Origin of the sequence: Paenibacillus melissococcoides, from assembly GCA_944800085.1 — a bacterium.
In the GTDB taxonomy this organism is placed as follows: Bacteria; Bacillota; Bacilli; order Paenibacillales; family Paenibacillaceae; genus Paenibacillus_B; species Paenibacillus_B melissococcoides.
Window position 1 is genome coordinate 1 of record CALYLO010000014.1, and the last position, 19,313, is coordinate 19,313.

The following is a 19,313-nucleotide window of genomic DNA, read 5'->3' on the forward strand; positions in this document are numbered from 1 at the left end:
CCACTGCGAACAACTTCATGCGCTTGGCTGACGAATAGGGTTCAAATTCGCAAGCGCTTGGAAATTTGAGCTATACAAAGGCGCTTGCGTTTACTCGGAGTGCCGGCAGAGGAACGGAGCAGGTCGCTGCCGAGAATGAGGATAAATCAGCACGAGAATTACAGAAGGTTATCAAAGAGAAAAAGCAGCTTGAGAAGCAGTTTGAAGGCGGCGGAGAAGGAGCGCGCAGCCCTGCAGGAGCTCAACGAGAAGCTGAAGGAAGCGCAGGCGGATTTTGATGAGGAAGAAGAGGCGCGCCTGAAGGCTGAAATTCAGGAGGCCAGACTCCGGATTAAACAGTTGGAGAAAGAGTTGAAGGAGAAGCCGATCGACGTGGCCGTGACGGAGAAGGTACCGGAAGCCGTCGAGAAGGAGCTCGAGGAGCTGCGGGAAGGGTTCAGTCAAGCAGCGAGGGGACGATGAAGTTTCCGGGTACGCTTCGAGGCACTGTGGAGTGCTTTAAGGGGCTGCTCGTGGCGCTCGATGAGGTAAAAGCAGCGGAGCCAGAACAAGGCGAGAAGTACACAGGAGCCGTAAGTGGCCTCATTAAAAAGATGGAAAACGGCTGTAAAGGACTGAGGTGGCATCATGGAACTAGATATATCATTCGGCAAGCACCGCGCGGATACGAATTGGAAGCCGGAATATCTGACGTGGGAGGAGTTCGTCGATCGGCTGCGGAAGGTGCGGCGGACCGGAGACGATGGCGGAATACGACAAGATGCACAATATCGGCCGCGGCAAAGTCAAGGACGGGCCTGCTTTCGTCGGCGGCCTCGTCCGTGGCGGGCGCCGAAAAAAAGAGAACGTCGACACTCGCAGCCTGATAACGTTGGACGTTGACCATGCTGACGACGACTTCCTTTTCGCCGTGGAGCTTGTCCTGGGCGGGACTGCCTATGTGATCTATTCCACGCATAGCCACCGCCCGGACAACCCAAAATATAGGCTCATTGTGCCTGCTGATTCGTACCGATGAGCCCTGGACGATATACGCCGCTGTCAGCCTGCAGCAAGCTGGCTGACCAATATCGGCATGGATTTACTTTGACAAGACAGACCTTCGACGTTCATCGGCTCATGTATTTACCATCATGTTCGGAAGGACGCGGAGCCGGTGCTGGGGGTCTACGAGGGCGAGCCGTTGGGTGTCGATGGCGTTTCTGGAGCAATATGAGGACTGGCATGACCCGACTTCAGTGGCCTCGGCATGAGGGCGATAAGGCGCTGCGGCAGACGGCCAAGCGGATGGAAGATCCAAGAGCCAAGCGAGGGGGTAGTAGGGGCGTTTCTGCCGGTGCTACTCCATCAGCGAAGCGATAGCCACGTTTCTGCCAGACGTATATGAGCCGGTCGATGATAGCCTATCGCGATATACACATGTCGGCTCGACGAAGCCACGGCGGCCTTGTCATCTATGACGATGACACGTTCGCTTACTCCCATCATGAGAGTGATCCGGTCAAGCGGACGGGAGGTCCAACGCGTTCGACTTGGTCCGGCTGCACAAGTTTTGGCCAGTTGGACGATCGGGCCAGCGAGAAGACGAATGTCACGAAGCTGCCGAGCTATACGGCCATGCTGTCCTTTGCCACGCAGGATCCGAAAGTGAAGCGGGAGCGGCTGGCGGAACTGTCGGAGGACTTCGCGAGTACTGACGAGGAGGAAGAGGAGCCGGAGGACGACAGCTGGAAAGACGAGTTGGAATGTCATCCAAAGACCGGCTTCCCGCTCCCTACTGCTGGGAACGTCGAGCTTATCCTGACTCACGGCGTTTGGAAGGGTGTGCTCGCTTATGATGCGTTCGGCAATTCGGAAGTTATCCGGCGGCCGCTGCCGTGGCGGAACCTGGAGCGCCCGGGACGTCTCTATGAGCCGTGGCTAGGGGCCGATGATAAGCGGCTCCAGCATTGGTTCGCAAAAGTATTTACTATAAATTCAACCCGGACCATACAAAACGCCTTTACGGAGGTTGTTCATAAAAATACCTTTCACCCGATCAAGGCTTACGTGGAGAGCACGGAGTGGGACGGCGTGCCGCGTGCGGAACGTATATTCGTGACATATCTCGGCGCCGCCGATTCGCATTACACGCGGCAGGTTACGCGCAAGATGCTGCTGGCGGCCGTGGCCCGGCTGTATCGGCCAGGCTGCAAGTTTGATCAGATGCTTGTGCTTGTTGGCCCCCAAGGAGCTGGGAAGAGCTCTCTGCTGGCGAAGCTGGGACGGGAATGGTTTAGCGACAGCCTGCGGACGTTCGAAAATAAGGAAGCCGGCGAGCATCTGCAGAACGGCTGGATATTTGAGATTGGCGAGCTGTCGGCCATGAAGAGGACGGAAGTCGAAGAGGTCAAGGCGTTTTTGTCCAAGACAGAAGACCGGTATCGGGTGGCCTATGATCGGCAGGTGTCGGAGTTCCCACGGAAATGCGTCTTCTTCGGGACCACGAACACGCGGGACTTTCTGAGGGACGCGACCGGGAACCGCCGCTTCTGGCCGGTGGAGGTTGTCCCGGAACGGGCGGAGTACAGCCACTGGGACCACTTGACCGACGAGGTGGTACGGCAAATATGGGCGGAGGTTTTGAGCTGGTTCAAGGCGGGGGAATCCTTGGAGCTGGACAGCGAGGCCCGCATGGAGGCAGAGCGGCAGCAAGCGGCACATATGGAGTCTGATCCGCGTGAAGGACTCATTCAGGAATGGCTGGAGTCTCCTATCGAAGATGAATGGGAGGATGAGCCAACGGAGCAACTGCGGGATCGTGTGTGCGCGGCCCAGATATGGACCGAGTGCCTGGGGAAGCGCAGAGGGGATATGAAGCCGTGGGACGGCAAGGACATCATGGATATCATGCGTCGCATCCCAGGATGGGCTGAACGTCCGGGAAAGGCGAAAGTTCCAGGATACGGTGTCCAGCGTGTTTTTGAGCGGTTGCCGTAAATGGTTGCCGAGGGGTTGCCAAGGTTGCCGTCAGCATTTGCCGAGGTTGCCAATAGGTTGCCGGGAAAATCGGATTACGGCAACCGCCAGACACCAGCCATACCAAGGGTTCCGGGCGACAGTTGCCGAAGTTGCCGTAATCTCCTTAATAGTAAAGGAGTTATTAATAGCATAGGGGCTAATGGTTATATGGATCCTATGCCCCCTATGCTATATAGCGATTCTAACAGTACGCGTGCGTGAAGGGCAAAACGGCAACGGATTTTAGGAGGTTTGATATGAGAGAGTCAACACTGGAACGCCGACTGGAGCGGGAGGTAAAGCGCATAGGCGGGAGGGCCCCGAAATGGGTAAGTCCCGGGAATCGAGGTGTGCCTGACCGGCTTGTTATCCTGCCAGGCGGCAGAACCGTATATGTCGAAATGAAAGCGCCGGGGAAGCCATTGCAGCCCTTACAGCAGAAATGGGCAAAGACGCTGCGGAAGTTGGGCCATGAGGTTTACAAGATTGATTCTAACGATGACATAGATAGATTCATCGCCGAGGTGAGCAGAGAGTGAAGTATAAGCCGCACCAGTACCAGGAGTATGCGACGTCCCGCATCCTTGATACACCTTATATCGCGTTGTTCCTAGAGATGGGTCTTGGGAAAACGGTATCGACTTTGACGGCGATCGACCTGCTGTTGAACGACTACTTCGACGCCGCCCGCGTGTTGGTCATTGCGCCGTTGCGCGTGGCTGACGATACCTGGGCGCGAGAGATTGAGAAGTGGGATCATCTTCGACACCTACGCATTAGCAAAGTTCTTGGCTCCGCATTGCAACGGAGGAAGGCATTAAAGGCCGAAGCTGATATCTACGTCATCAATCGCGAGAATGTGGAGTGGCTGGTCGGGGAATATGGCAGCAAGTGGCCGTTCGATACGGTGGTCATTGACGAGGTGTCGAGTTTTAAAAATCCACAGGCCAAGAGGTTTAAAGCCCTTCGACGCGTCCGGCCGCTGATGAAGCGAGTCATCGGCCTGACTGGAACACCGGCACCGAACAGCCTTATGGATTTGTGGGCCCCGGTTTATCTACTCGACCAAGGTGAGCGCCTTGGTAAGACGATAACGGGCTATCGCGAACGGTATTTTACACCCGGCGAAAGGAGCGGCCATGTCGTGTACAACTGGAAGCAGAAAAAGGAGTCAGAACAGCACATATACGAGGCAATTAGCGATATCGCAGTAAGCATGAAGGCCGAGGACTGGCTGAAGCTACCGGAACGCATCGACCGGACCGTACCGGTTAAGATGACGGTTAAGGCTAGGGAACTTTACGAGAAGCTTGAGGAGGACCTGCTGCTGGAGTACGTCGACGCTGACGTGGTAGCAAGCACCGCAGCCGTGCTGAGTAACAAGCTGCTGCAAATGGCTTCCGGTGCCGTCTATGACGAGGAGCGCGGCGTTAAGATGATCCATGACGCCAAGCTGGAGGCACTGGAGGATATCATCGAGGCGGCGCAGGGCAAGCCGGTCATGGTGTTTTACAACTACCAGCACAGTCTATCCCGGATTCAAGAGCGGTTCCCGCAAGCCCGGGTATTGCGTAAAGGGAAAGACGGAAACGAGGACATCCGGGCCTGGAACAACGACGAGATCCCGCTTCTGCTTCTGCATCCGAAGAGCGCCGGCCATGGCCTCAACTTGCAGGAGTCGAGCTGTCAGACCGTGGTCTGGTACGACCAGATATGGAGCCTCGAGGAGGACCAGCAGGCGAACGCCCGTGTCCATCGGCAGGGTCAGACTCGGAGCATCGTCGTCATGCGGCTGGTGGCAGAGGGCACGATGGACGAGGAAGCTGTAGCAGCCTTGGAGCGAAAGGCAGACGGCCAGGAGGCCCTTATGCAGGCAGTCAAAGCGAGAATAGAGCGGATTAAAAGTGCATAATCCCAAGCGCTTGGGAATTTCAATTACAGGGGTGACTCATAATGACAAATTTAGCGAAGCAGGAAACGGCCGACCAACACGCATTAGAGCAGCTGCTTGCATATAAGCGGCTATTAACGCGGATCAAGGTCTTGGAGACGTACCCCGTAACAGGGGGGATTTTGTTAAGGACCATTGCGGGAGACGATCGCCTTCAAGAGCTTCACAAAAAATTACGAGGGCTACCGTCATACATGTATTTGACAAAACATGAACAGCGAATAGAGCAAACAGCGCACGCTTATTTGACTCGGTATCCTGCCGGGACCCAAGCACAGCTAAACGAAGTCAGACAATGCGTAGGGAATGACGTGGAGGATGACAAATTGCTGAAAGAACTTGCTGGGAAGATCCAAAAGGTAATCGACGCACGCGGCGGCGGGCAGGTGGACGATTTCGAGGGGGTTCTGGAGCGCATAAGCGAGCTGCAGGAGCTCGAAGCACAGAAGCAGTATTTTGAATCCACTGTGGAAACGTTAGGCGGTAAGTTCGGTCGAATACTTCGCCTTCAGTACATTGAGTTTAAAGAGCCGATGGATATCGCAGATGAGATGGGGATATCACTCCCAACCCTGTACAAGTGGCGTCGGCAGGCCCTTGCGGCATATGGTAAATTGATTAGCGGCCTTGTACCAATAAAAATATGAGAAAATAATGATAAAAAATCGATAGTAGAACGAGACGACAACCCCGTTTTACCCGTGGTATTATGGTAGTGTGAAATAATTGTACCTAACGTTATTGTCTCCTTTCACCATAGCCGCCTCCTTTGTGGGGGCGGTATTCTTATTGGCAGGATTTTCATTTCTTTTGTCGAAGAATGAAGAAGGGAGGCGAGACAATGAAATTTACTATTAATGTTGCAAGAGCAATAATTGAAACACATCGGCTTAAGAAAGATGGAAAGTTCGGGCCAATCCCAAAACCTTATAAAATTTTAGAAGAAGACGATATGACTTTTAACTCGAAACTGGAAGCAGAGGAATATATCCACAGAAAAGAAGAATGGGTAGTTGACGATGGAATAACGGTAAAGGTAGGAGGAGCTAAGGGGTTAACAGATCCCAGCATACATATAAGAGCACATCGTGTGACAAAGCCTAAGAATATGCTGTTTACTAAGGATGAACTAAGAGACATATTAAAAAGTGGGGACGATAGCAAGAATAACGTTCTGATAATAGATTGGGATGGAACAGTAAAACTTATCCCTTTCAGATCGGTTGCAGAATTGCGCGATGGATACGCAGTCAGGTTAGAAAGTTACCTAGCTGGCAATAGCTATGTGGGCGCAAAGAGTAGGTTAAACCATTTATCAAGTACCTACTCCACACTTTTGGCAGGGTGGCTTAGCCATTTGGAATCACATGACGAGGTATATAGGGACTACCCTCCTGTCGAAAGTGATGAAGAGCTAATTTCAAAAATAAAAGAAGTATACGAAAATATGGTTTTTTAACAATAAGCACCCTTCGCGGTGCTTTTTCTATTTTCACTGCTTGACTATGTGATACTATATGTGATATCATAATTACAGGAGGTGAAACATGGCTAAGATAGAAAAACTCGTCAATAAAATGATGAGGAAACCAAAAGGGATAACCTTTCAAGAGGTGAAAAAAGCCCTTGAACACGCCGGATACATAGAAGTGAGAATAGTCGGTTCTCACCATCATTTCCGAAACGCGCAAGGGCTTTTAACCACCGTGAAGCGCGAGAATCCAGTCCATCCAAAGGCTGTGGAAGATGCGCTTACGAGGTTGAACAAGCATAAGGGGGAGTAATTCCCCTTATGTCCCCTATCTTAAGCCAAACATTATGGAAAAGCAAAAGGATCTCAATTATTACCTGAGCCTGCCATATACCTTTCAAGTAAAGCGTACAGAGGATGGCTATTGGGCATCGGTCAAAGAGCTGGATGGCTGTCATACGTCCGGTAACACGTGGGAAGAGGCATATAAGGATCTTCAAGAAGTATTTAAAACGCACATTGAAATAAAGCTGGAGTACGGTGATCCTATTCCGGAACCAGAAGACGAGGAATACAGCGGAAAGTTCCTTGTTCGCATGCCGAAGTCCTTACATCGACACTTGGCGGAGAAGGCAGCGGCCGAAAATGTGTCATTAAATCAATACGCGCTTTATAAATTGAGTCGCTGACAGAGTTCAGCGGCTTTTCCATATCACCGAAAGGAGTTGATAACATGGCATTGACGGCCAAGCAGAAGGCATTTGTGCAAGAGTACCTGATAGACCTCAATGCCACACAGGCGGCAATCAGGGCGGGGTATAGCGCGAAAACGGCGCGGAAGATAGGGGCGGAGAACCTGACAAAACCAGACATCCAGAAGGCGATTCAAGAGGCGATGGAACGACGAGAGAAGCGGACGGAGATAACCCAGGATAGGGTATTGCAAGAACTTGCGAAGATCGGCTTTGCGGACATTAAAAGCTATCTCTCGTTCCGGACTGAACGCGCAGTGGTTGGCTATGAAACTGTGGACGATGAGGAGGTTCCAGTGTTTGGCTATCAAGACGTGATCGAGCTGAAGCCGAGCGACCAGGTGGACGGTGCGGTTATCTCTGAGGTTAAGCACACGAGGGAAGGCATCGCCTTCAAGCTCCATGACAAGGTGTCAGCGCTGGAGAAGATTGGCCGACATCTTGGTATGTTCAAGGACAAGGTGGAGCACAGCGGTAGTATGGATGTGAACCCGCTTCAGGGCCTGACCACCGACGAACTACGGAAGTTGATTCGCAATGGTTGACTTGGAGACAATCAAACGTTATGCCCTTATTGAGCTCGCTTCCCGCGAGTTTTTTTACTTTTGTCAGGCGATGGCGCCGGACTTTTACCGGGATGATCGGGCATTTCTAGGCGAGCTGTGCGGCGAAATGCAGGATTTTTACGGTTCCGACGATGATATCCTAATCATTAACCTCCCGCCTCGACATGGTAAGTCCAGGACGGCCTCCATGTTCGCCCAATGGGTATACGGGAAGAATCAGCAGGAGAAGGTCATGACCGGATCGTATAACGAGACATTGTCCACGACGTTCTCGAAGGCTGTTCGGGACGGTATCAGTACCGAGAAGGCAGACAAGGACAAGATTGTTTACAGCGACATCTTCCCGGGCGTGAGAATCAAACGTGGCGATGGGGCAATGAACCTGTGGAGCCTGGAAGGTGGATATAACAACTATCTCGCCACGTCTCCGACTGGTACGGCGACCGGCTTCGGGGCTACGATCCTTATGATTGATGACCTTATCAAGAACGCCGAGGAAGCCGCTAACGAGAAAACGCTGGAGAAGCATTGGGATTGGTTTACCAATACCATGCTGTCCCGTCTCGAAGAAGGCGGCAAGATCATCATTATCATGACACGGTGGGCAACCGGCGACCTGGCCGGCCGTGCGCTTGAGCACTTCAAGGAGGAGCGCAAGAAAGTCCGCCATTTGAGCATGAAGGCGCTGCAAGACGACGGTACGATGTTGTGCCCTGATATCCTTTCCCGCGAGTCGTATGACATGAAGGTTCGGGCCATGGGCGAAGATATCGCCAGCGCGAACTATCAGCAGATCCCGATCGACATCAAAGGCAAGCTGTACAGCAGCTTCAAGACATACGAGCGGCTGCCGAAGGACGCCAGCGGCAATCCGCTGTTCAGCGGCATTTACGCTTACTGTGACTCCGCCGACCAAGGAGCCGACTACCTATGCAACATCATCTGGGGCGTATACAACAAAGAGGCGTATATCCTGGATGTCATATACACGAAGGAACCAATGGAGATTACAGAGCCCGCTGTCGCGAAGGCTCTTTTTTCGTGTCAAGTCAACAAGGCCCGCATCGAGTCGAACAACGGCGGCCGGGCGTTTGCTCGGAACGTGAAGCGGCTCCTGGAGGAGGAGCACCGGAGCAACCGAACGGACGTGAGCTGGTTCCACCAGAGCAAGAACAAGATTGCTAGGATCGTGTCCAATGCAACCTGGGTTATGAATCACATTTACTATCCGGTGAACTGGCGGGACCGCTGGCCGGAGTATTACAAGGCCATGACATCGTATCAGCGGGAAGGCGAGAACAAGCATGACGATGCGCCGGATGCTACAACGGGCGTGGCCGAAACAATGTATTTGCTGAATGGGGGTTGAGATTATGGGCTTATGGACGGGGGTGAAAAACATGATCATGAAGATGCTGCGCATCAATCCGGCGCCGGAAAATAGGGTCATCACGATTACAGAGCCGCTCAGCTATCAGACCAACGTGCTGCGGAACCGGCTCTGGTACAGGGGCGATCCGTCCGAGCTGGACCAGTTTTACAAGCAGACAGCGCTGGACGCGGTGAGCAAGTCCCGATTTTGGGCGGCGGTGCCCAGCGCCGACTTGTCAATCAGAAAGATACATTCCGGGTTGCCCGCCATGGTGGCCGAGCGGCTGTCTGATATCGTGGTCGCCGACCTGGACGGCGTCGAGCTTAAGAGCCAGGAGCAAACAGACTTATGGGCCGATATCAGCGACGACAACGACTTTGACGAGCTGGTGGGTGAATCCATCATCGAGACGTTGGTCACAGGCGATGGGGCTTTTAAAATCACCGTCGACATGGACGTTACGCAGTTCCCGATCATCGAATTTTACAGCGGTGAGCGGGTGGACTACAGGCGCACCAGGGGCCGGCTGCAGGAGGTTCTTTTCTTCACGGATTACGTTCACAGGGATAAGGATTACCGCCTAGAGGAGACATTCGGCCGGGGCTATATCCGGTATCGGCTGCTCAACTCCGAAGGCAAGGAAGTTCCGCTCTCAACTGTGCCGGAGACGGCAGAGCTGGCAGATGTGACGTATGACGGCGACTTTATTATGGCCGTGCCGTTGGCTTTCTTTAGGTCGAAGAAGTGGAAGGGGCGGGGCAAGTCGATATTTGACTCGAAGGCCGATAGCTTTGACGCGCTGGACGAGGTGATCAGCCAGTGGGTTGACGCCATCCGCGCCGGGCGGGTGCAGAAATACATTCCGGAGGACCTGATCCCTAAGAATCCAAAAGACGGCTCACTAATGCGGCCGAACCCGTTTGATAATCAATTTACCAAGCTGAACAGTGTAATGGTTGAAGATGCCAAGGGACAAATAACGATGGTTCAGCCGCAGATCCTATATGAGGCATTCGTAGCGTCGTATGCCAGCGCGTTGGATATGTGCTTGCAGGGCATCATTAGCCCGTCCACCCTCGGCATCGATTTAAAAAAATTGGACAACGCCGAGGCGCAGCGCGAGAAGGAAAAGGCCACGCTTTATACTCGAAACAAGATCATAGAGCGGCTGAATGAGGTTATCCCGCAGCTGGTCGATACGGTCCTGAAGGTATATGACACGATGCGAAACCGCAGCGCGGGGGAATATCAGGCAGCGGTGACCTTTGGGGAGTATGCCTCTCCGTCGTTTGATAGCGTCGTGGAAACGGTAGGTAAGGCTAAAACATATGGCATCATGAGCATCGAGCAGGTGGTCGAGGAATTGTATGGCGACACCTGGACCGATGAGCAAAAGGCTGAAGAGGTGGCCCGCCTGAAGGAAGAGCAGGGTCTCACAAGCATGGATGAGCCGCAGGTCGGGGAGCACGACGATCCGCCGGATCCTGAAGCTGGTGAGGAAGAATGAGCAAGAGCCCATACGATATCCGGGCCATATTCGACGAGATGACGATCAATCTGGTCAATTCAATGCGCCGCAACTTGTCCAGGCACAAGACGGAAGAACAGAAAGTAGGATTCCAGTTCGAACAGTGGCAGCGTGCCAAGCTGCGGAACCTCCGGCAGTACAGGAAGACCAACAAGCGAATTGTTGAGAGCACAGGCAGGGGGGCCGAGCAGCTGGTCGATGATGTGCTGGCGTCAAGCTTCGCAGAGGGTGAAAGCCGATTCGAGCGGTTATGGGGTCGGGTCGTCAATTTCTTTTTAAAGCCATTCGGCAAGCAGCGCATTGTATCGACAGGGGAAATCGACTTTCCCGAGGACTTCCGGCCGCCGCTTCCGTCGCCGGAGCCTCGTCCCAATGTGGAGCTGCCGAAGGCGCCGCCGGAGTCGGATTTTTTCGGCGTTAACGAGAAGAAGCTCGGCGCGCTCCAGGAGACGGTCAAGAACGACCTGAAGAAGGCCCAGCATGGTGTACTCCGCCGGATGGATGACGTGTATCGGCAGGTGATTTACAAGGCCGAGGTGCATATGACTGCCGGGGCTAAAACCCTCGACCAGGCGATCGATGCTGCCACAAAGGAATTTTTGGAGCGCGGCATCGATTGCATCACCTATTCAAACGGCCGCCGCGCTACGATACCGGCCTATGCGGAGATGGCCCTGCGGACGGCGTCGCAGCGAGCGACGTTCTTAGGTGAGGGTAAAAAGCGCGACGAGTGGGGCATTTATACGGTGATTATGTCGGCGCATGATAACTGCTCGCCGTGGTGTATGCCATATCAAGGTACGGTCATGATTGATGACGTGTACACGTCACTTTCCAAGGATCGGGCTGCCGAGTTGTCCCGGGATACCGGCTATTTGCTGCTGTCGTATGCAATGGAACAAGGCGCATTCCATCCCAATTGCCGGCACACCTTGGCGACATTCTTTCAAGGCATCACGCAGCTGCCGCCTCCCGTCGACGAAGAAACGGCCAAGCGCAACTACGAGGCCGAACAGCGGCAGCGTTACATCGAGCGCCAGATACGCCGATACAAGCGCCTGGAGGCCGGATCCCTTGATGACGCGAACCAGGAGAAATACGCCGCGAAGGTGGAAGAGTGGACCGAGCGGCTGAAGCAGCACCTGGCGGATCATCCTGAGCTCCGGCGTATGCGTCGTAGGGAACGTGTCGAATTACGAACAGGGGGGATATAGGTGTGGGAAAAATTTACGCAGACATTTCATGCGGCTTATAGGATTGTAGCCTCTCCGATAGCTTTCGTCTTAGCCTTGCCATATAGAAAGTAATTGGTCGCTCAAGTGAGCGGCTTTTTCTTTGCCCTGTCGTATGGCTTTAAACTAGGCATGCTCATTGGCCGGAGCATAACGGTCAACTCCCTAAGCTGGAGAGCAGCTATAAAAATCATTGGAGGCGTTAATACATGGATTGGCTTAAAGTACTGTTGCAAAAGTTAGGCATTGCGGATACAGAGATCGAAAAAATTGACGCAGAGGTTCGTAAAGAGCTGCCGATGCACTTTGTTCCAAAGGACAAATATAACGAGGCGGCAGAGGCCAAGAAGAAAGCCGAGAAGGATGTCGCTGATCGCGATAAGCAGATCGAGGACCTGGGCAAGGCTGCGGGCCTGTCCGAGGAGTTGAAGAAGCAGATCGAGCAGTTGCAGGTTGAAAACAAGACGGCCAAGGAGAAATACGAATCCGACCTGAAGGAACTGACGTTGACCAATGCCATCAAGTCGGCGCTGTCTGGGAAAGTCCATGATGAGGCACTGGTTACAGGCCTGTTTGACAAGTCCAAGCTAGTCATTGACGGTGATAAGGTGGTCGGACTGGAGGAGCAACTGAAGGACCTGCAAGAGCATAAGGGGTTCTTGTTCAAGACTGAAGAGACCCAGCAGCAACAACAGCAGCCGGGATTTAAGGTTGGCGGGAACGGCGAAGGCACTCCACCTAATAACAAGCCTGTGTCATTGGCCGAAGCTATCGCTTCACATTTCAAACAATAATTGATAAGGATAGGTGATCAACATGGCAGTAACATTACAAGAAGCACAGAAAAATGTTCAGGACGCCCTACAAATCGGAGTTATTGATGAGTTTCGTAAAAATAACTTCCTACTCGACAATCTGACATTCGATGACGCCGTTTCCCCGACAGGCGGAGGAGCGACGCTGACATATGGCTATACACGTTTGATTACACAGCCGACAGCCGCATTCCGTGCCGTCAACGAGGAGTACACTCCACAAGAAGTTAGTAAGCAACGCTATACCGTTGATCTGAAAGTATTCGGGGGCACATTTAAGATTGACCGTATTATTGCGGGCATGGGCGGGATCGTTAATGAGGTTACGTTGCAGATGCAGCAGAAAGTGAAGGCGGCGCAAGCTTTGTTTAACGACACCGTAATCAATGGCGACAGTGCTGTCGATGCAAAGGCGTTTGACGGACTGGAAAAGGCCCTAGCTGGCTCCAGCACGGAGTACATTCCGGGGGCAGCCATCGATTTGTCAACATCTGATGCAGTAGATAAAAATTACAAGGTGTTTTTAGATCAACTGGATGAGTTTTTGATGGGGCTGGACGGCACACCGTCCGTCATCATGGGTAACCTGAAGTTGATCGCTAAAATTCGCGCATGTGCCCGCCGTGCTGGCATGTATACGATCACTCGTGATGATTTCGGCCGGCAAGTCGAAAAGTACAACGAAACACCACTTATTGACCTTGGAGAAAAGTCCGGCACCAATGATCCGGTTGTTGGCACGAATGCGTCAGGTGAGACATCGTTGTACGCGGTACGATTAGGCTTGGATGGTTTTCATGGGGTGTCGATGTCGGGGCAACCGCCTGTACGCACATGGTTGCCGGATTATACGACATCGGGAGCGGTTAAGACAGGCGAGGTCGAGATGGTGGCCGCCGTGGCGCTCAAGGCAACGAAGGCAGCCGGGGTAATGCGTAAACTCAAAGTCAAGTAAGGAGGGATAAGTCGATGAAGTATAAAGACGATCTTGCGAACGGTTATGTCAACGGCTATTACGTTGGTAAGGCGCTGGGTGCAAAAACGCCTGATGCTTTAGGTGAAAAAACAGATGATGGATACGACAACATTAGAAAAACAGAACGATTCGGGACGGTGCTGCCTGATGCTGCAAACCCCGGCGTACCTGAGCCGCTGAATGGCGGCGGGACGGAAGGCGGTGCGGAATAATGGCGAAAGTATACGCGCCTAACCAGCAATATACTGGTGTGTCCGCAAGCGTCCCGTTTGTAAATGGAGTGGGCGAGACGGACAATCCTCATTTGCTTCGATGGTTTGAGGACCGCGGGTATTTCATAGAGAGATCGGAACCGGAAAAGGAACCGGAAGGGGCGGATGACAAGACAGGCGAGCCCCCGGCCGAAACACCGGAAAAAGAGCCGGAAGCTCCTGAGAAGACGAATGGCAAGAAGCCCAAGGGCGACAAGTAGGTGATCACATGACTTATGCAACGGCAGCCGATTATGATCGGTACGGCGATGGGCTGATCCCTGCTGAACAGTTGGATAAGGCTCTTGGCCGGGCGTCTGACCAAGTTGATCGGCTGACATATAACCGCATTGTGGCGTGGGGCTTTGATAACCTCACGCCTTTTCAGCGTACCAATGTAACCAAGGCCGTATGCCAGCAGGCGGATTTTGTATTTAGGTACGGGGATTATCTGACCATGCCCATATCCGGATACAGTGCCGGCAGCACGTCCATGAGCTTCAAGGCTGCAACGGGAGCCCGTGGCGTGCATACATCGGATGAGGTAATAAACCTGCTCATGTCAACCGGCTTGACGCATAGGGGGATCTGGTGATGAGATTTCCGTTTCCAAAATGGAACCAGGTTACTCCGGTCAAAGTCTACCAAACGGAATTGTCAGAAGACGGCGAGCCTGTCGAGGATTTAATCTTCGATGGGCTCTGTTGTTATGACGAGAAGTCCAGGCAGGTTCTCGACGCGGAGCGCCGCCTGGTGCTGCTCTCCGGGTTGATTGTTATCGAAGGCGATATCCGTCCAGGCAAGACAATCGAGGGCTTTGTGGAGATCGGCACCGAGCAGAAAAACATCTTCCGCACGCGTCGCCCTCGCAATCCGGACGGCTCTGTATTTTCTACTGAGCTGGAGTTGATGTAATGAGGGTAAAAGCGAAAGTAACCATTAACCAGGGCGCCATCAAGCAGCTGGCCGAGGCGCAGAAGCAGGCCCTGGAGATGACGGCCGAAGCGGTCAAGTCGGACATCGTTACTTCCGCCGTCGTGCCGAAGCAGACCGGGGAGCTGGAGCGGAGCGGGCACGTGGACACGTCACAACTTAGCCAAGGCAAAGTGAAGATCGTCTTCGATACTCCGTATGCGCGCCGCTTGTACTGGCATCCAGAATATAACTTTAGGTCCGATAAAAATCCGAATGCCCAAGGCAAGTGGATGGAGCGGTATCATGCCGGGGACAAGCGGAAATTCGTCGAGGAAGTTTATGCGCGCTTATTGAAGACGGCAGCGAAGGGGCTGATAAAATGATTACTTTGGCCGAGGTTCGAGACTGGCTAAAGACCGTCATCGAGTGCCCCCAGTGGTACATTGGCAAGATTGACGGTAGTAAGCAGCAGTGCATTGGCCTCTACAACACAACTGGCGCGCCCGTCCGTCTGGCCGTAGGCGGCGTTGAGACGACGGGTTACCAGGTCAAGGCGGTATCCATCCTTGTGCACTGGGGCCGGAATGCCAATACGGCAGAGCAGAAGGCGCAGGAGGTTTACGCTGCACTGTTCGGCCGGACAGCCGAGATTGGGGGCAAGAGGGTCATCATGTTCCGGCTGCCGCAGGCGGAGCCAATCAGCGTAGGTACTGACAGTGAAGGTATTTACGAATATGTGATTGAAACACACATTTATTACGAAGGGTAGGTAACGGCGATGGCATTAGTAACAAGCGGGGTATTCCCCGTATTCAATATCGATTTTAAAATCGGCACGAAAGGCCGGGCGAGTACAGCCCAAGAAATGGCCATCATCAAGGACATGGAAAGCTTCAGCATCTCCATCGATGGCAACACGGAGGAGTGGACGCCGATGGATACCGAAGGCTGGACGCGGCGCCTGATGACCGGAAAGGGGTTTACCCTCTCACTCAACGGTAAAAGACATGTCGGGGATCCGGGCAACGATTACGTTGCGTCAACGGCCTGGAAGAGTGGCCTAGATTGTAGCTCAAAATTTGAGGTCAATTTCCCCGACGGCTCGAAGCTGGCGTTTGATTGCATTGTTGACGTGAAGAATCCAGGGGCCGGTGACAGTACCAACGTGGCCGCGCTGGAATGTGATGTTATGAGTGATGGCAAGCCGGAATATACACCTGGGACAGGAGGCGGTAAGTAATGGCAAAAACAATTGATATTACAAGCAGACTGACAAACGAGAGACCGGTCCTAAAACTGGGCGAAGGCAAGGAATATCGGATCGACAACCGGAAAAATACGGTCCTTGCCATTCAAGCCAAAATGGATGCCGGTGATGGATCCCTGGACGAAGTGCTGGAGCTGGCACTAGGAAAGGAAGCCGTTAAAGAAATTAACGAATCAGATATTTCATTCGGCGATTACCAGGTTATTTTAATTGCTGCGCTTGCTGGCGCAATGAACGAGGATTACGAGGTCATTGAGGCCCGATTTCTCGCAGCCAAGCAAGAGACGACCTGAACAATGGTATGACCTGTACGAAGACTGGAGCCTGATAGAGGCGTCCATTGCCGCGCAGTATGGCATTCGGCTTCGGGCAGAGTCGGATATGACCTGGGATGAGTTTTGCACGCTTCTCGCGGGTATCATGCCGGAGACGCCGCTCGGTCAGATTGTGCGTATCCGATCGGAGAATGATCGGGAAAAGTTGAAACATTTCACACCGGAGCAGAAGAAAATCCGGAACGAGTGGCGCACCAGGGGGCTGAAACAAGCCCAATGGACTGATGAGGAAGCGGCGGCCGCCGTGCAAGAATTCCAGAACATGATAAAGCAGGCATTCGGGGCATCTCCGCAATAGGACGATGCCTTTTTGCTTGTCCGGCGAGGAGGTGAACGAATGTCGGATGAAGTGGGCAAGGTCAGCCTTGGGCTGGAACTGGATGAGAAGCCGATCGGCAAGCAGATATCGAATATAGCCGGCTCGTTTGCGTCTACGATGCGGGCGTCTATCGGCAGCGTGTTCAAAGGATTGAAGAGCGCGGGGGCAGGAGCCATCGCCGCACCGAAAGTGGACACCGGAGCCGTTAAGGCAAAGATTGCGGATTTATCTTCCGTCCTCGATAACGTGAACGCGAAAATCGAAGTTCAGCAACGGAAGCTGGCCGAGCTCAACGAAGCCTATGAAAATGCGTTTTCGGATAAGCGAAAGAACAAGCTTGCGGAGAAGATCATCAACACCGAAGGCACGTTGCTGCGGCTCACGCAGACCAGTGACAAGACGGCCCAAAAGATATGGGAACTGGAAGACAAGCTCAAGGACGCGGGTAAGGCGGCGGACCAGGCCGAAAAGCCAGTAGAAAAACTCGGCAGCAAGTTGATTCAGGCCAACAAGCCCCTGAAGCCGATGCGGTCGAATCTCGATAAAGCTGCGAAAGCAGCAGCTGGAGCAGGCGGAGCATTCGGGGCCGCCGGTACCAGGGCCGGAAAGATGGGGAACCAATTTACGGCGGCATTCAGCCGTGTCCTTAAACAGGTGTTTGTTTTTGCCGCGCTATATAAAGCGGTGAGGAGTTTTACCGAGTACTTGGGATCCTCATTAAAGACAAATGCCCAATACGTTGCATCACTCAACGCAATCAAGACCAACCTGCGGGTAGCCTTTCAACCGATTTACGACGCCATCTTGCCAGCAATAAACGCCCTCATGAGTTGGCTGGCTAAGGCCACGGCATACATTGCGGCGTTTATTAGTGCGTTATTTGGAAAGACGTATCAACAGTCGTACCAGGCAGCCAAAGGGATCGAGACGGCGAAAAAGAACTTAACCGGATACGGGAAAGCAGCGAAGAAGGCCGGAAAGGATGCCAAGGGGGCGCTGGCATCCTTCGACGAGCTCAACACCTTAGACCTCTCTAAAGCGGACACAGGCGTAGAGGATGCAGGCGGAGGTGGCGGGGGTGGTCCCGGTGACTTTGAAATGGCAGTGCCAGATATGGATATCACGGGTATCCAGTCACAGATGGACGCGCTGGCGGCGTCGATCAAGTCATCGTTTGGCGGAGCTTGGGACTATATCAAGTCAGGATGGATGTCTCTTGTAAATATATTTGGTCCATCGTTCCGGAACGCCTGGGGAGAAATATCTCCGGTGCTTGAACAGTGGAAGATGCAGTTTGCGAAAGTGTATCGCGACATCATGACTTTGGGCGAGCCGTTAAAAAACTGGATACAAACCGGTTTAATACCGAATTGGCAAAGGGGCATTGAGCTTGCCGGGCACATCATAGCCGGACTAGGGGACAGTGCGCAGAAAGTGTTTGCCAGCCTGTGGGACAATGCGTTTCCGAATATTGAAAAGTTTGTCACAAGAGGCTTGCCAATGCTTTCAGAGTTTGTCGCCGGAGTCCAAGACATTTTTCGCAGTCTCTTTGACCTAGCCAAACAGATATTTGATGATATCTGGCGCGATGCGGTGGATCCGGCAATGGAGCTCATCTCTAAAATTATTGGGGACGTACTGGATATTATCTTTGACTGGTGGGACGAATGGGGCAAGAAAATCGTCGATAACGTTAAGGAATCCATCAATAAACTGAAAGAGCTGTGGGATAACCTATGGGATAACTTCCTGGGGCCATCCACGAAAAAGGCGCTTAAATTCTTAACTGACTTATGGGAAGACCATTTGAAAGGTCTTGTGAAAGAAGTCATGAACTTTGTGGGGAAGCTTATCACCGCAGCACAGGAAATCTTCAATGAGTTCATTATGCCAATTGTCAATTGGCTTGTGAAAAAGTTGGGACCAATCTTTACTGAAATCTTTGATGGCGTGTTACGAGTAATTAAGTCTGCTCTTGGCGGGATTATCGATGCGGCAAAAGGAATTATCAAAGCTTTGGGCGGAATCGTGGACTTCATTGCGGGAGTGTTCACAGGCAATTGGAAGAAGGCATGGGAAGGGATTAAAACTTTCATGTCCGGCATTGGGGATGCCATTGTGGGGATTTTCAAAGGGGCGGTCAATATGATTATTGAAGCGTTAAACTGGATGATCCGACAGGTCAATAAAATCAGTATTGATATTCCGGAATGGGTACCTGGTATTGGGGGAAAGAGCCTAGGTTTTACTGTTCCTGAAATTCCTAAGCTTGCGAAGGGCGGGCTGGCCTATGGCCCAACGCTCGCGATGGTCGGAGACAACAAGGGGGCGGCCGCTGACCCGGAGGTTATCAGCCCGCTATCTAAGCTGCAAGAGATGATCGGGGCGAACAACCAGCCAGTCATCGAAGTCTTGTATTTGATTCTTGAGGCGCTCCGGAGCAGCGGAGAAAAAGAAACGGTATTAAAAATTGGCGAAACAGAGTTCGGACGCATTGCGGCTCGGGCGATAGAAAGCGCGGAGAGGCAAGCAGGACGCGCGCTGTTCGCCAGATAGGAGGTAT

The 19,313-nt window shown here is 52.8% G+C and carries 25 protein-coding genes; all 25 read left to right on the forward strand.

Features of this window, described 5'->3' with window-relative positions; all coding sequences use genetic code 11:
* The first annotated feature begins 189 nt into the window (after positions 1–189).
* A complete protein-coding gene (locus OCY70_RS31100; RefSeq protein WP_261948866.1) occupies positions 190–462 on the forward strand; it encodes a hypothetical protein in 273 nt (90 codons plus the stop codon).
* 280 nt (positions 463–742) lie between these two features.
* Entirely contained in the window at positions 743–1,018 is a 276-nt protein-coding gene (locus tag OCY70_RS35905; protein ID WP_315973945.1) for a hypothetical protein, read from the forward strand.
* Between the two features lie 401 nt (positions 1,019–1,419).
* Positions 1,420–2,979, forward strand: coding sequence for a virulence-associated E family protein (locus OCY70_RS31105; RefSeq protein WP_315973946.1), 1,560 nt, complete (start codon positions 1,420–1,422; stop codon positions 2,977–2,979).
* A 278-nt stretch (positions 2,980–3,257) separates the two neighbouring features.
* Complete coding sequence (locus tag OCY70_RS31110) at positions 3,258–3,539, forward strand: VRR-NUC domain-containing protein (RefSeq protein WP_213429981.1); 282 nt, start codon at positions 3,258–3,260, stop codon at positions 3,537–3,539.
* Complete coding sequence (locus OCY70_RS31115; protein ID WP_213429982.1) at positions 3,536–4,912, forward strand: DEAD/DEAH box helicase; 1,377 nt, start codon at positions 3,536–3,538, stop codon at positions 4,910–4,912. Before OCY70_RS31110 ends, OCY70_RS31115 begins: the two co-directional genes overlap by 4 nt.
* Before the next feature lie 41 nt (positions 4,913–4,953).
* Complete coding sequence (locus OCY70_RS31120) at positions 4,954–5,598, forward strand: DUF1492 domain-containing protein (RefSeq protein ID WP_213429983.1); 645 nt, start codon at positions 4,954–4,956, stop codon at positions 5,596–5,598.
* A 194-nt stretch (positions 5,599–5,792) separates the two neighbouring features.
* Complete coding sequence (locus OCY70_RS31125) at positions 5,793–6,410, forward strand: hypothetical protein (RefSeq protein ID WP_249725452.1); 618 nt, start codon at positions 5,793–5,795, stop codon at positions 6,408–6,410.
* 88 nt (positions 6,411–6,498) lie between these two features.
* On the forward strand, positions 6,499–6,735 hold the full coding sequence (locus OCY70_RS31130) for a type II toxin-antitoxin system HicA family toxin (RefSeq protein WP_213429984.1): 237 nt from the start codon (positions 6,499–6,501) through the stop codon (positions 6,733–6,735).
* A 34-nt stretch (positions 6,736–6,769) separates the two neighbouring features.
* Entirely contained in the window at positions 6,770–7,111 is a 342-nt protein-coding gene (locus OCY70_RS31135; protein ID WP_213429985.1) for a type II toxin-antitoxin system HicB family antitoxin, read from the forward strand.
* A 44-nt stretch (positions 7,112–7,155) separates the two neighbouring features.
* Positions 7,156–7,719: a terminase small subunit gene (locus OCY70_RS31140; RefSeq protein ID WP_261945126.1), complete on the forward strand. Its 564-nt coding sequence runs from the start codon at positions 7,156–7,158 to the stop codon at positions 7,717–7,719.
* A complete protein-coding gene (gene terL, locus OCY70_RS31145; protein WP_213429986.1) occupies positions 7,712–9,109 on the forward strand; it encodes a phage terminase large subunit in 1,398 nt (465 codons plus the stop codon). Before OCY70_RS31140 ends, terL begins: the two co-directional genes overlap by 8 nt.
* 4 nt (positions 9,110–9,113) lie before the next feature.
* On the forward strand, positions 9,114–10,619 hold the full coding sequence (locus OCY70_RS31150; protein WP_261945125.1) for a capsid protein: 1,506 nt from the start codon (positions 9,114–9,116) through the stop codon (positions 10,617–10,619).
* Positions 10,616–11,854 (forward strand): phage minor capsid protein, encoded by a 1,239-nt coding sequence (locus tag OCY70_RS31155; RefSeq protein ID WP_213429988.1) that lies wholly within the window; start codon positions 10,616–10,618, stop codon positions 11,852–11,854. The genes OCY70_RS31150 and OCY70_RS31155 overlap by 4 nt, the downstream gene beginning before the upstream one ends.
* Before the next feature lie 227 nt (positions 11,855–12,081).
* Positions 12,082–12,666 carry a phage scaffolding protein gene (locus OCY70_RS31160; protein WP_213429989.1) on the forward strand — a complete coding sequence of 195 codons (585 nt, stop codon included), beginning with the start codon at positions 12,082–12,084 and terminating at the stop codon, positions 12,664–12,666.
* Positions 12,667–12,688: 22 nt separating this feature from the next.
* On the forward strand, positions 12,689–13,642 hold the full coding sequence (locus OCY70_RS31165; RefSeq protein ID WP_213429990.1) for a major capsid protein: 954 nt from the start codon (positions 12,689–12,691) through the stop codon (positions 13,640–13,642).
* A gap of 14 nt (positions 13,643–13,656) precedes the next feature.
* Entirely contained in the window at positions 13,657–13,875 is a 219-nt protein-coding gene (locus OCY70_RS31170; protein WP_213429991.1) for a hypothetical protein, read from the forward strand.
* Positions 13,875–14,135 carry a hypothetical protein gene (locus OCY70_RS31175; RefSeq protein WP_213429992.1) on the forward strand — a complete coding sequence of 87 codons (261 nt, stop codon included), beginning with the start codon at positions 13,875–13,877 and terminating at the stop codon, positions 14,133–14,135. Before OCY70_RS31170 ends, OCY70_RS31175 begins: the two co-directional genes overlap by 1 nt.
* An 8-nt stretch (positions 14,136–14,143) precedes the next feature.
* Positions 14,144–14,509, forward strand: coding sequence for a hypothetical protein (locus OCY70_RS31180; protein WP_213429993.1), 366 nt, complete (start codon positions 14,144–14,146; stop codon positions 14,507–14,509).
* Positions 14,509–14,829 carry a hypothetical protein gene (locus tag OCY70_RS31185; protein ID WP_213429994.1) on the forward strand — a complete coding sequence of 107 codons (321 nt, stop codon included), beginning with the start codon at positions 14,509–14,511 and terminating at the stop codon, positions 14,827–14,829. The genes OCY70_RS31180 and OCY70_RS31185 overlap by 1 nt, the downstream gene beginning before the upstream one ends.
* A complete protein-coding gene (locus OCY70_RS31190; RefSeq protein WP_213429995.1) occupies positions 14,829–15,212 on the forward strand; it encodes a minor capsid protein in 384 nt (127 codons plus the stop codon). The genes OCY70_RS31185 and OCY70_RS31190 overlap by 1 nt, the downstream gene beginning before the upstream one ends.
* Entirely contained in the window at positions 15,209–15,598 is a 390-nt protein-coding gene (locus OCY70_RS31195; protein ID WP_213429996.1) for a phage tail terminator protein, read from the forward strand. The genes OCY70_RS31190 and OCY70_RS31195 overlap by 4 nt, the downstream gene beginning before the upstream one ends.
* A gap of 9 nt (positions 15,599–15,607) precedes the next feature.
* Positions 15,608–16,069 (forward strand): phage tail tube protein, encoded by a 462-nt coding sequence (locus OCY70_RS31200; protein ID WP_213429997.1) that lies wholly within the window; start codon positions 15,608–15,610, stop codon positions 16,067–16,069.
* The gene (locus tag OCY70_RS31205) at positions 16,069–16,389 is read left to right on the forward strand and encodes a hypothetical protein (RefSeq protein ID WP_213429998.1); all 321 of its coding nucleotides are present in this window, start codon (positions 16,069–16,071) and stop codon (positions 16,387–16,389) included. The genes OCY70_RS31200 and OCY70_RS31205 overlap by 1 nt, the downstream gene beginning before the upstream one ends.
* Positions 16,349–16,729, forward strand: coding sequence for a Gp15 family bacteriophage protein (locus OCY70_RS31210; protein WP_249725455.1), 381 nt, complete (start codon positions 16,349–16,351; stop codon positions 16,727–16,729). The genes OCY70_RS31205 and OCY70_RS31210 overlap by 41 nt, the downstream gene beginning before the upstream one ends.
* A 39-nt stretch (positions 16,730–16,768) precedes the next feature.
* The gene (locus OCY70_RS31215) at positions 16,769–19,306 is read left to right on the forward strand and encodes a hypothetical protein (protein ID WP_261948867.1); all 2,538 of its coding nucleotides are present in this window, start codon (positions 16,769–16,771) and stop codon (positions 19,304–19,306) included.
* Positions 19,307–19,313 lie beyond the last annotated feature (7 nt).